Origin of the sequence: Solwaraspora sp. WMMA2080 (genome assembly GCF_027497395.1) — a bacterium.
GTDB lineage: Bacteria > Actinomycetota > Actinomycetes > Mycobacteriales > Micromonosporaceae > Micromonospora_E.
In genome coordinates, this window is record NZ_CP114910.1 from 1,570,010 (window position 1) to 1,585,404 (window position 15,395).

The window sequence follows — 15,395 nt, forward strand, 5'->3', positions numbered from 1 at the left end:
CACCGCCACCTGCCCCACTCCAACGTTCTTGCACGCCCGTGGGCGGGAGGAACGTACACCACCTCGAACCCATCGCTCGGCCGCGCCGGGGACCACTCACTCGCAGCTTCCATCGCCCTTCTGTCGCTGTCTGCGTCCAGAGGCTGGTCGGCGGCAGAGCCGGGCGGCAAGCTGTGCAGCCGATTCGGTGCGCCCGCCCCGCCGACCTGCCGTCGGATACATATGCTGAGCAGCATGGACATCATGCGGTTCGACGTGCTGGCCGAGTCCCTGCGCCAGGAGTCGGCCGCTTCGCTGGCCAAGTACGGTTTCCCACTCATCGAGGGGTAGGCAGTCACCGAGAGGGAGATCTCCGAGGTCGAGACCCATCTGGACGTCATTCTCCCGGAGCTACACAAGGCCTTCATGGTCCGTTATGGCGGCGGGAGGTTCGGGTTCGTCGAGCTCTTCCCGATCGTGAGCCATGACTTAGGCGACGAGGACCTCAGATCAGTCAACGACCGCGAGTCCCCGACCGAACCTTCATCGCCGTCGCCTCCGTCGGCACCGGGGATCAAGGGTTTCCCGGTCACCAGCAGCCGTTGTCACGACGACGTCTGGTTCCGCTTCCACGGTGCCGGCAAACCTGAACTTGACGCAGCTGACTTCCTGAGTTCGTGGCGCGCCATGGGTGCAGAGCCTAACCATTCGCCCATCCTCAACTGCTGCCGGTCGGGCGTACCGCCGGGCTGCGGTGTCCGGCAACTGTGACCTGCCCTGCGGGGGCCGGTACGAACGGTCCGCCACCCGTTTGGAGGTCGAGGATGCGTACATCGATGTAGCCGTCTGAGCTGTTTGTTGGGTCGACCTCGGGGCCCGGCGACCTGTTGCGCGATGTTGTAGCGGCGTGGCCGTTGATCGTCTGGCAGCGGGTCTCTACGGATGTGGTCTCGTGGCTGTCGTGCGGTACTGGACGGCACTTGATGAGCAGCTGGTGCGGGTGCTGGCCGCTGACCACGAGGGCGTACGCCGCCAACGCCGCGTGTCTCCAGATGGTGACGTTCGTGGACGGTGCCATCGCCATGCTCCGGAGGGATGCGGTGTTCGCCGGCTCGGCCGAGGTGATTGAGTAGCCATGAGCAACCGCGGACGCAATTGCTCCGTGAACGCAACGGGATAGCGGCGAGGCGTCCTCCTGCGGCAGTCTCTGATTTGGAGGTTCACGGACGTCCGGGCGGGCCGGCATGCGTGCGTGCCTGCGCACTTCAGCTGTGTGCTTCGCCTTGGGCCGGTAGTGGAGGAGGATGTGCGGGTGCCGGTGCCACGAGTCCTGGTCGTCGACGACGACGCGCAGATCCGCGAGTTACTCGAGTCGACCCTGCGGTTCGCCGGCTGGGAGGTGCACGCCGTGCCCGACGCCGCTACGGCGTTGGTGCGCCTGACCGGCCAGGAGTTCGATGTTGTCGTGCTCGATGTGATGATGCCTGGCCTGGATGGGTTCGAGACCGTCCGGCTGCTGCGCGGCCGGGGCAAGACCACGCCGGTGCTGTTCCTGACCGCGCGGCAGGAGGTGGAGGACCGGATCCAGGGGCTGCGGCTGGGCGCCGACGACTATGTCACCAAGCCGTTCAGCGTTGCCGAGGTCGTCGCCCGGCTGGAGGCGCTGGTGCGACGGACGGCGGGCACCGATGTGCCGTCCGAGGACAACCGGCTGCTGCTCGCCGACCTGGCCGTCGACCTCGATGCTCACCTGGTTACTCGTGCGGGGCGGCCGGTGCACTTGTCGCCGACCGAGTTCCGGCTGCTTGTCTTTCTACTCAACAATGCGGGGCGGGTGCTGTCCAAGAGCCAGATCCTGCAGCACGTGTGGGGGTATGACTTCGGTGGGGACGCCAACGTCGTCGAGCGGTTCGTCGCCAATCTTCGCCGCAAGATCGATGACGGTGCGTCCGTGCCGCTGATCCACACCGTGCGTGGTTTCGGGTACGCGGTGAGGGAGCCCCGGTGAGGCTGCGGCGGCCCGTGCGGCCGCTGTCGATCCGTCGCCGGCTCCTGGTCCATCTGCTCGTCCTGCTGCTCGTCGGGCTGGTCGGCGGTCCTGCCCTGACCTCGTTGTTCCTGCAGCGCTACCTCGCCGAGCGGGCCGAGGAGCGGCTGTGGAACATCAACGCCTCCGTCGGCGGGATCCTCAGCGGACGTGACCGGGTGGTGATCGAGCCGGACGCGTTGCCCGCCTTCGCCGGCGTGGTCGTGGTCGGTCTGGACACGAGCGGCCGGCCGGCGTTCACCTTCGACCGCCTCCAAGATGGCCCACCACCACCGGCGGGCGACCTCGTCGCAGCTACCCGCGACCTGCCGATCGGGGAACCCGCCGACCTGACCGCCGGGGGCCGTACGTTCCTGGTGGCCCGTGCCCGGGCCACGGGACTGGTCGTGGAGTCCGGCGACGGCACGTCGATCCCGCTCGGGTTCCTTGTCGTCGCCGTCGACAGGACCGACGACGTGGCGGTGATCGTCCGCCTGCGGCGGACCGGGTTCGGGTTCGCCGTCGCCGCGTTGATCGTGCTGGGGTCGGTGGCCGCGTTGAGCCTGCGTCGCGGCCTGCGCCCGCTGGAACGGATGGCTGAGGCCGCCGACCAGATCGCCGGAGGCGCCGGGGACCACGACTTCGGCGATCTCGCCCACGGCTCCGGTACCGAGACGGTCCGGCTGGCCGCAGCCCTGACCGAGGCGTTCGAAGCCCGGCGCCGCGCCGAGCAGGCCCTGCGCTCGTTCGTGGCCGACGCCTCGCACGAACTGCGCACTCCACTCACCGGCATCAGCGGCTGGCTCGACCTATACGTGCAGGGCGGCCTGGAGGACCGCGACGACCTGGACCGGGCGATGGGCCGAATGGAGGCCGGGGTGGGCCGGATGCGCCTGCTCGTCGAGGATCTGGCACTGCTCGCCCGGATGGACGCCGGGCGGCCGCTCGCCGCTGAACCGGTCCCCCTGCTGCCCCTGCTGGAAGGCGTCATCGAGGACGCGCGCGTGATCAAGCCGGACCGGGCGATCACCCTACATGCGGCCGGACCGGTCACCGTGCTCGGCGACGCACCGCGGCTGGAGCAGGTGTTCCGCAACCTCGTCGGCAACGCCGTCCAGCACACCCCGGCCGGCACGCCCGTCGAACTGGCCGTCGGCCCCGCCGCCCGCAGCGAGGTCGCTGTCGAGGTCGTCGACCACGGACCGGGCATCGCCGAGCACGACCTGGCCCGGGTGTTCGACCGGTTCTACCGGGTCGACGCCGGCCGGTCCCGGGACGGATCCGGCTCCGGGCTGGGGTTGTCCATCGTCCGAGCCCTGGTGACCGCGCAGGGCGGCGAGGTCACCGGCCGGTCCGTGGTCGGCGAGGGCACCACGATCACCGTCCGGCTCCCGGTCGCGGCACCCACAGCGCTGCCGTCAGCCAACCGTCAGGTTCCCGGCAGGGGCTCGTCAGGGTCCGGATAGGCGCACCGTCAGCTCATGCCGGTCGACTGGACGGCGAGCGGGCATCCGGCCCGCCGGACAGCGGAAGGGATGACGAACTGATGGCCCGGTTGTTGCAGCGCGTAGGCAGGTTCGCGCACCGGCAGAGATTCATCGTGATCGGAGGCTGGGTGCTGCTGCTCCTGGCCCTCGTGGGAGGCCTCGCGGCGCGCGGGAGCGCCCTGACCGACGAGTTCACCATCCCCAGTTCGGAGTCCCAGGCGGCCCTGAACGTGCTGCAGGAGGAGTTCCCCGGTGCAGGCGGGACCTCGCTGCAGATCCTGCTGGAGGCACCCGACGGCGGGACGGTGAGCGACCCGGCCTACACCGCCGCCGTCCAGCGGTCGCTGACGGCGGTGTCCGGAATCGACCACGTGAGGGCCGTCGCGCCACCGCAGGCCCCGGGCACGGTCAGCGCCGACGGCCGATCCGGGCTGGCCATCGTGCAGTTCGACGTACTCAAGGGCGAACTGCCCGACTCGACAGGCGACGATGTCCGGGCCGCGATGGCCCCGGCCGAGCAGGCCGGGCTGACCGTGTTCCTCGGCGGCAACGCACTCTCCGGCGGGCCGAGTTCCGCCTCGCACGCGGCGGAGGTGATCGGCCTCCTGCTGGCGGTCGTCGTCCTCGCGGTCACTCTCGGGTCGGTGGTCGCCGCCGGGCTGCCCCTGCTCACCGCGCTCGTCGGCGTCGCCGCCGGGCTGGTCGGTATCTGGGTGGCCTCGACCCTGACCACGATCTCCACGACCGCCCCGACGCTCGCGCTCATGCTCGGGCTCGCGGTCGGTATCGACTACGCCCTGCTGCTGGTCGTCCGCCACCGCGCCGAACTGGCCGCAGGGGCGGACGTCGCGCAGGCCGTCGTCCGGGCCACCGCCGCTGCGGGCTCGTCGGTGGTGTTCGCCGGGTCGACCGTGATCATCGCCCTCCTTGGCCTGGCCGTGGCGCAGGTGCCGTTCCTCACCGTGATGGGGGTGTCCTCGGCGGCGACCGTGCTCCTCGCGGTGCTGGTGGCGATCACGTTGCTGCCGGCCCTACTGTCGGTGGCCGGGCGGCGGCTGGCGCCGCGCCCGGGCGGGCGGGACAGCAGGCGGGCCGCGGCCGTCGCCGAGGGCCGCGCGGTCCCCGGCGCCGAGCGCTGGGTGCGGGGCGTGCTGCGCCGGCCCGTCGTCATCCTCGCGGCCGGGGTCGGCGCGCTACTCGTCCTGGCGGTGCCGGTGACGGGCATGCGACTGGCGCTGCCCGACAACGGGAGCCTGCCGAACAGCGACCAGGCGCGCCAGGTCTACGACACGGTCTCCGACGAGTTCGGACCCGGGCTCAACGGTCCGGTCCTCGTGCTCGCCGACCTCTCCAGGTCCAGCCAGCCGGACACGGCCGCCACGGCCGTCGCCGAAGGTCTCAGCGACATTCCCGGTGTAGCGTCGGTAGCGCCGCCGCGGATTTCCGCCGACGCCCGGTACGCGCTGGTCCAGGTGATCCCCACGACCGGACCCGCCGACCCGGCGACCGCCGACGTAGTGCAGACGATCCGGCACGAGGCCGCGGACATCACCGCCACGACCGGCGCAACCATCCAGGTCAGCGGGACGACCGCGCTCGGCGTCGACGTCTCCGCCCGGCTGCTTACCGCTATCCTGCCGTTCGCCCTGGTCGTCGTCGGCCTGTCGATGGTGCTGTTGACGATGGTCTTCCGCTCCCTGCTGGTGCCCCTCATCGCCGCGGTCGGCTACCTACTCACCCTCGGCGCGACCCTCGGCGTCACGGTGGCGCTGTTCCAGTGGGGCTGGTTCGGCGGCATCCTCAGCGACGGCGCCACCGGCTCGCTGGTGAGCTTCATGCCGATCATCGTGATGGCCGTGCTGTTCGGTCTGGCAATGGACTACCAGGTCTTCCTCGTCTCCCGGATCCACGAGGCGGTCATTCACGGCCGTGAGCCGAGGGACGCGGTACACGAGGGAGCACGGCACGCCGGCAGAGTCGTCGCGGCCGCCGCACTGATCATGATCGGGGTCTTTGCCAGCTTCGTGGTCAGCGGGACGGCAACGGTCCGCCCGATCGCCTTCGCGCTGGCCCTCGGCGTGCTCCTGGATGCCTTCCTCGTCCGGATGACGCTGGTCCCTGCCGCACTCGGGCTGCTCGGCACACACGCCTGGACACTGCCGCCCCGCCTCGACCGTCTGCTGCCCGCCATGGACGTGGAGGGTGTCGCACTGGACCGCCCGGCCGGTGGGAACGCCGCCGGCTCCGTTGAGGGACATACCCCCACCGAGGTGGACCGCGAGGGCGGTCGGGATCCCATCCCGATCATCGATTCCTCGATCAAATCGATCAGAAAGATTCGCGTGCGTAACCGCCTTCTGGTAGCCATGCCGGTGACCGTGATCGCAGCGCTCGTCGGGTGCCTCGCGGTGCCGTCAGGCGCCCAAGCCACCGCGCCGACAACGACGCCCGGCATCGACGCCTACCTCTACGGTTACGCTCCGGTCGTCGCCGCCCGCACCCGGGCCAACCAACTGTGCGCCATCGGGAACGTCAACACGCTGGTGAGCTCGCCTGAGCTCGCCACTCCCGCCAGCCGTGATGTGGTGGCACCCAACGTCGACACCCTCTACTCGATCGCGTGGCTCGACCTGCGTCGTGGACCGGTCGTGCTGACGGTACCGGCGATCGACGACCGGTACTACAACTTCCAGTTCCTCGACATGTACACCAACGTGTTCACCAACATCGGCACCAGCACCGTGGACCCTGCGGGCGGCAGGTATGCAATCGTTCCGCCCGGATGGTCCGGTGAACTTCCGAGTGGCGTCACGTCGGTGTCCGGACCGACCTGGGACGTATGGCTGCTGGGCCGCACGCTCGTGAAGAACCCCGACGACGTGCCCGCCGCCAGGGCTGTCATGGCCGGGTACCAGCTTGCCGTCCTCGAAACGCCCGCCACCGACACGCCGCCGGCGCTGCCTACGCCCGACTGCGCGAACCTGCCACGGCCACAGACCCCCTACGACGCCGGCGCCGCCTTCTTCGACGAACTGGCCGCCGTGCTCGCGTCCGACCCACCCCCGGCCGCCGACGCGTCGGCACTCGCCGGTCTCGCCGCGCTCGGCGTCGAGCCGGGCGGGAACCCGAGCCAAGGGGATCCGCAGGCCGTCGCCACCCTGGAGGCGGCGGTGACCGACGGGCAGGCGTACCTCGTCGCCGGCCACGCGGAAGCCGCGTTCCCCGCCGCCGGGCGGACGTGGCGGTCGAGCCTGAGCGCCGGCACCTACGGCACCGACTACCTGCTCCGAGCCGGCATCGCCGCCGGCGGCCTGGGCGCCAACGTGCCCGCCGAGTCGACGTACTATTTCTCCCAGTCCGATCTGCTCGGCCAGCCACTCAGCGGTGAACGCTCCTACCGACTGCACTTCCGGCCGGGCGCTCTCCCGCCGACGAGCGCGGACGGATTCTGGTCGGTGACAATGTACGACGAGAACTACTTCCTCGTTCCCAACGAGCTCAGCCGGTACGCCCTCGGCGATCGTTCCGCTCTCACGATGAACCAGGACGGATCACTCGACCTGTTCCTGTCCGCCACTGCCCCACCCGGCGGAACGGCGAACTGGCTGCCCGCCCCAGCCGGCGTCTTCCACGTCTACATGCGGGTCTACCTACCCACCGACGACGTGCTGACCGGCGAGTGGCAGCCGCCGCGCATCGCCCGGTGGTCCTGCTGAGGCGTGTGCTGATCACGCGTTGCGGGTCAGCACCGGCTGACGCGATCGCACCGTTCCCGGGTCGCGGCGCCAGCCACAGCTCGTCGGTGATCCGCAGACCGAAGCGTACGAAAATGACCGTGACCAGCCAGTAATCCGGGATGGCCCATCGATTCAGGGTGGCGGGTTGGTCGAGTTGGGTCACGACCTGGCCGGCGAGCGCCCGCGGTAGTCGTTCGGACTGCCGCGGGCAGGCCGCCGGCCAGGTCATGGCGTCTGCGGGCAGTCCCGATGCTCTGAAGGGCCTTAATGTGCCCGAAACGCCGGGGCATCACATGGCGAACAGGCATCCACCAGGCCAGCAGCTCAGTGATCTCGGCACGGGCCGATACCCGGTCGTTGGCCGATCAGCAGACCACCTGCGCTGCTGTGCCCGGGCGAGCAAGCGTGGTGAGATCAGGCGATGATGCGACCGCTGCTCGATACCGGACACCGGCTCTACGCCCGCCGGCTACGCGCCCAGCTCACCGCCGCCGAGCTGCCCCGCCACCTGGCAATGGTGATGGACGGCAACCGGCGGTGGGCCCGGCAGATGGGCTTCGACGACCCCAAGGTCGGGCACCGGCACGGTGCCGAGCACCTCGACCAGGTGCTGAGCTGGTGCGCCGAGATCGGCATCCAACACGTCACGGTGTTCGTCGCTTCCGTCGACAACGTCCGCAAGCGCGCCTCAGACGAGGTCGACAACCTGATGGGCATGATCGAGACCGTCGTCGCGGGTCGGCTGACCCGCGACGACAACATCTGGCAGCTGCACCTGGCCGGCCGGTTGGAGGTGCTGCCCGACTCGACCCGGCACGCGCTGAAGCTCGCCGAGGAGGCGACCCGGCAGCGGGAGACCAGCCACCACTTGACCGTGGCCATCGGCTACGACGGCCGAGAGGAGATCGTCAATGCCGTACGGTCGCTGTTGGAAGACCAGGCACGGCGCGGTGCGACCCTCGACGACATCGCGCAGCGGCTGACCGCCGACCAGATCGCCGCCCACCTGTACACCAGCGGGCAACCGGACCCGGATCTCGTCATCCGCACCAGCGGGGAACGCCGGGTGTCCGGCTTCCTGCTGTGGCAGGCGGCCCACTCCGAGCTGCACTTCTGCGATGTCTACTGGCCCGGCTTCCGCAAGATCGACCTACTGCGGGCGCTGCGTTCGTACGCCGATCGCAGGCGGAAAACCTGACGCCACCACCGGGTCGGGGCTCCAGGCAGGCCAGGCCGAAGTCCCGGCCGCGCTGCGCGCCGACCCCGCTGTACGGGGCCAGCCGCAGCAACCGGTCCACCGCTCCGACCAGGCTCGCCGGCCCGTCGCAGACGTAGCGGATCCGGCCGAGGAAGCCCGACACCGTACGCCCGTTGACCTTGACCACGTCGCTGGTGCCGTCGATGTCGCTCACCCACAGCGCGTCCCGGTCCGGCCGCTCCCCCGGCCCGCCGATGCCCGGCCCACCGACACCCGGGAGCGGCAGCACCAGCTCCGGCAGCCCGGCCGGCGCGCTCGCCCGCCACACCGCCCGCAGCCCGGCCACCACCGACCATGGGTCCGGCCACGGCGTGAACCCGTTGCCGCGCCGGAACGTCGTCGGGGTCAGGAACCGCAGCGACCACGACGCGTTGCCGGACGGCCGGCCCAGCTCCAGCCACGACACCCCGGCCACCTGCCGTGCGCCGGTGACCAACGCGCCGAGCTAACCACCGATCCGGATCACCGCCCCCGTCGCCGCCCCGGCCCGCAGCTTGTCGACCAGGGCGTCGTCGAGCAGGCCGACCTCGACCAGGGTGCCGGCCGGATGCGCCACCGGCAGGCTGACGCTGTACGCCTTCGCATGCGACCGGTGCGCCGCCTCGTCCACATCGAACCAGCGGGAAACCACCGCGTGGACGTGTTCGAGCCGCACCCCGGCCGTGTCGACCCCCGGCACCACGAACTGCCACCTGCTCGGCATCACGCACTCCCCTCTGCCCGGCGAACCCACCAACGTAGGCCAGCCGGTCCACCTTCGACAAGCCAGGATCGTCGTCGGGGGCGGGGGTCGAGACAAGATCAAGTGAAGGCCAGACACCTTAACCGGCGGTTGTCAGGTATCTGCCCTTCACTTGATCTTGCGCATGGTGCGGGCGGGCTGGTCGGTCAGGCGGGTTGGTCGAGGCGGGCCAGGTGTCCGGCCGACAGTTCGAGGTCGGCGGCGGCGGCCGAGTCACGGATCGTCTCCGGGCGCGACGCTCCGGGGATCGGGACCACGACCGGCGCCTTCGCCAGCAGCCAGGCCAGGCAGACCTGCTGCGGACTCACCCCGTACTCCTGCGCGACCTCAGCGAACGCCGCGAACCGCGACCCCAGGTCGGCGGCGCTGGCGATGCCGCCGAGCGGGCTCCAAGGCAGGAAGGCGATGCCCAGCTCGGCGCAGAGCGTCAGCTCCGGCTCGCTGGAACGGAAGGCCGGGGAGAACTGATTCTGTACGCTGACCAGCCGGCCGCCGAGGATGTCGTTGGCGAGCCGGATCTGCTCCGGGTCGGCGTTGGAGATGCCGGCGAGCCGGATCTTCCCGGCGTCGAGCAGGTCCCGGATGGCGCCCATCGAGTCCGCGTACGGCACGGTGGGGTCGGGCCGGTGGAACTGGTAGAGGCCGATCGCCTCGACGCCGAGCCGTTTCAGCGACGCCTCGCAGGCGCTCTTCAGGTAGTCGGGCGAGCCGTTCTTGGTCCACGAGCCGTCGCCGGGTCGCAGGTGGCCGCCCTTGGTGGCGATCAGCACGTCGGACGTGTCACCGCCGAAGGTCGCCACGGCGTGGGCGATCAACGACTCGTTGTGGCCGACGTCGTCGGCGTACAGGTGATAGGCGTCGGCGGTGTCGATCAGGGTGACACCGGCGTCCAGCGCGGCGTGGATCGTGGCGATCGACCTCTGCTCGTCGGGCCGGCCCTCGATGGACATCGGCATGCCGCCGAGGCCGATCGCCCCGACGGCGACGTCACCGATGTGACGGGTGTGCATGAAGTCTCCTCTACGGGATGGTCCGTGGGCGCGGTTGTCGTACCCCACGCGCCCGGGTTCCACCCTCTTACCCTGCGGTTAAGCTGTCCAACAGAAGGATCCGATCCCGGCGATCAGTTTTGGTGATGAATCGTGGAGCTGCGTCAGCTCGAGTACTTCGTGGCGGTCGCCGAGGAGCGGCACTTCACCCGGGCCGCCGAGCGGATGCACGTCGCGCAGTCCGGCCTGTCGGCGTCCATCCGCTCGCTGGAACGGGAGCTGGGGGCCAGCCTGTTCGTCCGCAACACCCGAAGCGTCGAGCTGACCAACGAGGGGCGGGCGCTGCTCTCCGAGGCCCGACATGCCCTGTCCAACGTCGCCGCCGCCAAGGACGCGGTGGCCGCGGTTCGAGGGCTGCTGCGCGGCCGGCTGGCGGTCGGCACCCTGCAGTGTCTGGGCGCGGTCGACCTGCCGGCGGTGCTGGCCCGGTTCCACGCCGCCCATCCTGGCGTCGAGATCCGGCTCCGGCAGGGCGGTTCGGCGGACCTGGTCGAGCGGGTCCGCACCGGCGACCTCGATCTCGCCTTCGTGTCGATGCCGGCCAGCTCGCCGACCGGTGTGACACTGGCCCCGATCCGCACCGAGCCGATGGTGCTGGCCTGCGGGCCGGACCATCCGCTGCGCGAACGTGCCGAGGTCGACCTGGGCGAGCTTGCCGGTGAGACCTTCGTCGACTTCTCCCCGGGCTGGATAAGCCGGGACGTCGTCGACCAGGCGATGGCCGTCGCCGGTGTCGATCGCCGGGTCGCCTTCGAGGTCAACGACGTGCACTGGCTGCTCGACCTGGTCAGCCACGGGCTGGGCGTCGCCGTCGTACCGCAGTTTTTCACCACCAAGCGGACCGCCGCGCGCTTCGCGCCGATCACCGACCCGCCATGCTGGAACGTCGCGGTGGCGACCGCGAGCGGCCGGCACCCGAGCACCGCCGCGACCGCGCTGATGTCCCTGGACGGTCTCCGCCCCCGATCCTGACGACGACGGCGGTTCCCTCGACTTCGCGCAGCAAACGTTCCGGGCTCGGAAGCCCCAGCCTCCGTCGCATACTGTCGGTCGTGGAAGCCACGAAACCGACATTTTCGGTCATGCCCGCCGCGCCAGGCATGAAAGTCTCTCGCCTCGAGTTGTTCTACGACCTGGTCTTCGTGTTCGCCTTCATCCACGTGACCACTGCCTCGGTCGAGGATCTGAAGCCGTTCGGACTGGTGGCGATCTTTCTGCTCCTGTCGGTGCTCTGGCTGGTCTGGTCCCGGTTCGCCCTGCTGGGGAACAATCTCCGGGCCGACTGGGGAATCATGCCGATCCACGGCTTCACCATCATGGCGATCGTCTTCATCTCCGTGGCGACGCTACCCGGCCTCGGCGACGAACCGCCGCAGGCACAGCCCGGCGTCCCGCAGGTCATTCCCGGCGAGTTCATCTTCCCCACCTGCTACCTGCTGATCTGGTTGCTGGAAGCCGCAGCGCTACGCGTCGCCGCGAGGACGCACCCCGAACTACTGGGCACCTGGTGGAGGGACACACCGGTGCTGGCCACCAGCACCGCGTTGCTGTTCGTCGCCGCGGCGGTACCGCTCCTGGGGTGGCCCAGCGAGGGCGTCGTCACGCTCCTTCTGCTCTGGACCCTCGGCGTCGGCGTCGCGTACCTGACCACCGTCCGCCTCGAACCGTTCGCCGTGGTCTCCGCCGGGCACTGGACTGAGCGGCATGCGCAGTTCATCCTCATCGGGTTCGGTGAGGCTCTGCTGTCGCTCGGGCTCGGCTCCGGCGCCTCGATCGGGGCGCCGGGCACCGTCCCGGTGATCACCGCGACGCTGCTCGGCATCGCCCTGATCTGCGCCATGTGGTGGGCGTACTTCGACGCCCGGTCGTACGCCGCCGAGCAGGTGCTGCACCACACTCACGGGGTACGCCGCGACCGGCTCGCCCGCGACGCCTACACCCTGCTGCATCTGCCCATGCTGTTCGGCATCATCCTGCTCTCCCTCGGGTTGAAGCAGACGTTGGCCTTCCTGGCCGGGGCGTCGTCGACCGGTGATGACGCCCCGCTCGAGTCGATCCACCTGCGTGCGCTGTACGGCGGGGTCCTGCTCTACCTGGTGGCGTTGTCGGCCTTCCAGTTACGGACCGTCCGTAGCGTCACCGCCAGCCTGGCCGTACCCGCCCTGCTGCTCGCCGCGCTGCTGCCGGTGGTCGACCGGATCCCGGCGTTCGCGGCGCTGCTGCTTCTCACCGTAATCACCGTCACCGGGGTCGCCGCCGACAGCCGGCGGTCCGGGGTCTGGCGGCACCACCTGCGCGAACACCGGCTCGCCGAGCAGCAGGCCCTGGAACGGGAGGAGAGTGACTGGCGGCGCCGCCACGGATGACGGACGTAACCCGCAAGTGCGGCGCACACGTGGCCATACTCTCACCGACAGTGACCCTGCTGTCCGCCGGCGATGGTACGGATGACGCCGACCATGTCGAGGTCCCCATCGCCGCGGCTGACCGCGTCGGCGTAGAGCGCCAGGCACAGCTCGCTGAGCGGGACGCCTGCCCCCACTGCGGCGGCCGCGTCCACAATGAGCTCGGCGTTCATCTGCACATCGGCGATGGCCGCCTGCGCGGAGAGGTCGTCGGCGACCAGCTTCGCGGTCTTGACCCGGGAGATCGCCGAGGACATCTGACCCGCGTCGAGGACGCCGCGTAGCAGGTCCCGGTCGAGACCGTGCCGGTCGGCGAAGTGGAACGCCTCGGCGAGGCCGGCCACGAGGGCGATCAGGAACACGTTGGCGGCGAGCTTCATCGTGATCCCGGACGGCACCGGCCCGCAGGTGGTGATCTGCGCGCACAGCGGGTCGAGCAGCGCGACGGTGCGCCGGACGACGTCGGGGCGGCCCGCCACCATCGCGACCAGTTTGCCGTCCTCCGCCGGGCGGCGGGAGCCGGAGACCGGGGCTTCGACGTAGTGTCCGCCAGCGCTTTCGACCTCGTCGGCCAGCGCCTTGGAGTACTCGGGGGGAAGTGTTCCCATGTTGACGATCGTGCGTCCGGCGACGAGGTGGGCGAGTCCGCCGGGGACGTCACGGAGGACCTGGTCGACGGCGTCCGCGTTACGCAGCATCACGATGACCGTGTCGCACTGCGCGAACACCTCCGGGACGTTCGCGGCGGTACGGGCGCCGGCCGCCTTGAGTTCGTCGTCGGACTTCGGGGTACGGCTCCACACGGTCAGCCCGACGCCGCTGCGGGCGAGCCGACGGGCCATGGGCAGCCCCATGATGCCCAGGCCGACGAACCCGACCCGACCCGGTGGGGCGCCGGCGCCGCCGCCGCGCAGCGGCTCGCCGGTCAGCGACTTGACGAACCAGTGGTGCGCGTACGGCTGGTCGTTGAACGGGGCGGCCTCGTCGTATCCGGCAGCCCGGTACAGGCCGATCGCCTCGGTGAGGGTCCGGTTGGTGTCCAGTCGTACGACGCCCGCCCCGAGCGACGCCGCAGCCTCTTCGGCCGCGGCGAGCAGCCGCCGTCCGATCCCCAGCCCGCGCAGCTCGGACGACACCCAGAGCCGGCGGATTTCCGCTGACGTGTCGTCGACCCTGGTGACGGCGACGCAGCCGACGGGGCGGTCCTTCAGCGTCGCGAGCAGGAACAGCCCGGACGGGGGACGCAGCGCGTCGTCGGTGGTGGGGACGGCCCGGTCCGGTCGGAACCCGCCGTCGAACCGGTCGTCGAGCGTGCGGCGGTGGCCGGGACCCGGTGTCAGGTGGGGCGACCCAGATCGAGCTGCGGGATCGTGAACTGCGCACCGAGCTGGAAGTAGATCGGCCACACATGCCGCGGCCAGCGGTACTGCCGGGCCGACCAGATGCCGAGCCCGACCGAGATCTCCTGCGGCAGCTGCGCGCCGAGCAGGACGATCGCCTCCGGAGCGGCGGCGGCCTGATCCGCCACCCACTGGGCCGCCGCCGCGACGATCGCCGGATAGTCCGCCCACCGGTGCTGGGTCTCGCCGGGCGGCGGCAGGTAACGCCACTCCCGTAGCTCCGTCGACATCGTCGCCGGCAGTCCCAGCCCGACCGCGTCGTGCAGCTCGAAGACGACCGGTTCGCGGCTGCCCGCCGCCGCGTCGTCGTGGGCGGCCCGTTCGGTGACGTCCACCGGCAGGCTCGGCAGCAGCCCGAACCGGTTGTGGTTGGTCCGCAGCACCAGCAGCAGCACCTCCGGCACCGGTTCCAACGCGGTCCCCGGCGCGATATCGGGCACCGGCTCCTGCCCGGCTACCGGGTCCGGCTGACCGTTGCGGCTGATCTGCAGCCGCACCTGGTGACGTCGCACGTTCAACTCGCCGAACAGCCCGTCGCCGGGACGCTCGATCTGCTGCTGGAACGAATGTCCGTCGTCCTGCAGCGGTCGTGCCCGCACCGGCCCCTGCCGGCCGAAGCTGTCCCGCTGGCGGACCCGCACCGCCCGGCCCCGGCTGAGCGCCGTCGTCCGCTGTCCGAACGCGACCGCCACCGGCCATGGTGCCCACACGAACAGCGACCGGTCCAACGCGGCGTCCCGGCCGTCCGGGTCGTGGTTGGCGACCTGGAAGTGCCGGACCACGGCGTCCATGTCACGCCCCCAGCGGGTCGCCTCCTCACCGTGCGGCCACACCGCCGTCCGATCGAAGCTGCGCAGCGGCGGCACCGGTCGGAACACCGCGAACTGGTCCCGTACGTCGCTCAGGAAGCCTTCCTTCTGCTCCGGGGTCCACTCGGCGGCCGTCTCGTTGACGACGTACGCGATGCCCCGGGTTTCCCGCAGCCGGTTGCGCCACCACCACAGCGTCGCACCGGCGGCGACCGCAGCCACCGCCACGCTGAGGAAGACGACCAGCCACCAGACTCGGTCCCGCCCCTGCGACCAGCCCTCGGCGGCCAGGTCCGGGACGATCCCGCCGGCTGCGCTGAACGCGGCGGTGCCGACGGTGAACAAGACGCCGATGAACCCGGTGCCGGCCGGACCCGCCAGCCACCTCGCGAAACGTGCCACATCCACGGTACGGCGGGCGCGTCGCGCCACGGTTGGCCGATTCCGTTCTACCTCAGACAAGGTCACCTCGCCGCTTTTCCACCGGTACGGTCAGCCGACCG

At 70.6% G+C, this 15,395-nt stretch carries 11 protein-coding genes; 7 read left to right on the plus strand and 4 right to left on the minus strand.

All coding sequences use genetic code 11. From position 1 onward, the window contains the following. The first annotated feature begins 1,291 nt into the window (after positions 1-1,291). The 5 genes from O7543_RS07055 to O7543_RS07075 all read left to right on the plus strand — a co-directional run bounded on the left by O7543_RS07055 (position 1,292) and on the right by O7543_RS07075 (position 8,936). Entirely contained in the window at positions 1,292-1,987 is a 696-nt protein-coding gene (locus O7543_RS07055) for a response regulator transcription factor (protein WP_281554583.1), read from the plus strand. Then, complete coding sequence (locus tag O7543_RS07060; RefSeq protein ID WP_281554582.1) at positions 1,984-3,471, plus strand: ATP-binding protein; 1,488 nt, start codon at positions 1,984-1,986, stop codon at positions 3,469-3,471. The genes O7543_RS07055 and O7543_RS07060 overlap by 4 nt, the downstream gene beginning before the upstream one ends. Positions 3,472-3,605: 134 nt before the next feature. After that, entirely contained in the window at positions 3,606-7,208 is a 3,603-nt protein-coding gene (locus O7543_RS07065) for an MMPL family transporter (RefSeq protein ID WP_281567360.1), read from the plus strand. Positions 7,209-7,650: 442 nt separating this feature from the next. Then, the gene (uppS, locus tag O7543_RS07070) at positions 7,651-8,427 is read left to right on the plus strand and encodes a polyprenyl diphosphate synthase (protein ID WP_281554580.1); all 777 of its coding nucleotides are present in this window, start codon (positions 7,651-7,653) and stop codon (positions 8,425-8,427) included. A gap of 173 nt (positions 8,428-8,600) precedes the next feature. Then, on the plus strand, positions 8,601-8,936 hold the full coding sequence (locus tag O7543_RS07075) for a hypothetical protein (RefSeq protein WP_281554579.1): 336 nt from the start codon (positions 8,601-8,603) through the stop codon (positions 8,934-8,936). Here O7543_RS07075 and O7543_RS07080 read toward each other — a convergent pair. After that, positions 8,933-9,190: a hypothetical protein gene (locus tag O7543_RS07080; RefSeq protein ID WP_281554578.1), complete on the minus strand. Its 258-nt coding sequence runs from the start codon at positions 9,188-9,190 to the stop codon at positions 8,933-8,935. The genes O7543_RS07075 and O7543_RS07080 overlap by 4 nt on opposite strands. A 185-nt stretch (positions 9,191-9,375) precedes the next feature. Further along, positions 9,376-10,239 carry an aldo/keto reductase gene (locus tag O7543_RS07085; RefSeq protein ID WP_281554577.1) on the minus strand — a complete coding sequence of 288 codons (864 nt, stop codon included), beginning with the start codon at positions 10,237-10,239 and terminating at the stop codon, positions 9,376-9,378. Positions 10,240-10,371: 132 nt separating this feature from the next. On the opposite strand from O7543_RS07085, the gene O7543_RS07090 reads away from it, so the two are divergent. Continuing rightward, positions 10,372-11,250, plus strand: coding sequence for a LysR family transcriptional regulator (locus O7543_RS07090; protein ID WP_281554576.1), 879 nt, complete (start codon positions 10,372-10,374; stop codon positions 11,248-11,250). Between the two features lie 110 nt (positions 11,251-11,360). Then, complete coding sequence (locus O7543_RS07095; protein WP_281554575.1) at positions 11,361-12,644, plus strand: low temperature requirement protein A; 1,284 nt, start codon at positions 11,361-11,363, stop codon at positions 12,642-12,644. Positions 12,645-12,685: 41 nt separating this feature from the next. On the opposite strand, the gene O7543_RS07100 is transcribed toward O7543_RS07095, so the two are convergent. Beyond that, positions 12,686-14,089: a GNAT family N-acetyltransferase gene (locus tag O7543_RS07100; RefSeq protein ID WP_281554574.1), complete on the minus strand. Its 1,404-nt coding sequence runs from the start codon at positions 14,087-14,089 to the stop codon at positions 12,686-12,688. Beyond that, positions 14,020-15,294: a hypothetical protein gene (locus tag O7543_RS07105; RefSeq protein WP_281554573.1), complete on the minus strand. Its 1,275-nt coding sequence runs from the start codon at positions 15,292-15,294 to the stop codon at positions 14,020-14,022. The genes O7543_RS07100 and O7543_RS07105 overlap by 70 nt, the downstream gene beginning before the upstream one ends. Positions 15,295-15,395: the final 101 nt, after the last annotated feature.

Excerpts from the sequence above, each read along its gene's own strand:
- uppS (WP_281554580.1), top strand. The coding sequence starts at position 7,651 with ATGATGCGACCGCTGCTCGATACCGGACACCGGCTCTACGCCCGCCGG.
- O7543_RS07080 (WP_281554578.1), bottom strand. The coding sequence starts at position 9,190 with ATGCCGAGCAGGTGGCAGTTCGTGGTGCCGGGGGTCGACACGGCCGGG.
- O7543_RS07085 (WP_281554577.1), bottom strand. The coding sequence starts at position 10,239 with ATGCACACCCGTCACATCGGTGACGTCGCCGTCGGGGCGATCGGCCTC.
- O7543_RS07095 (WP_281554575.1), top strand. The coding sequence starts at position 11,361 with ATGCCCGCCGCGCCAGGCATGAAAGTCTCTCGCCTCGAGTTGTTCTAC.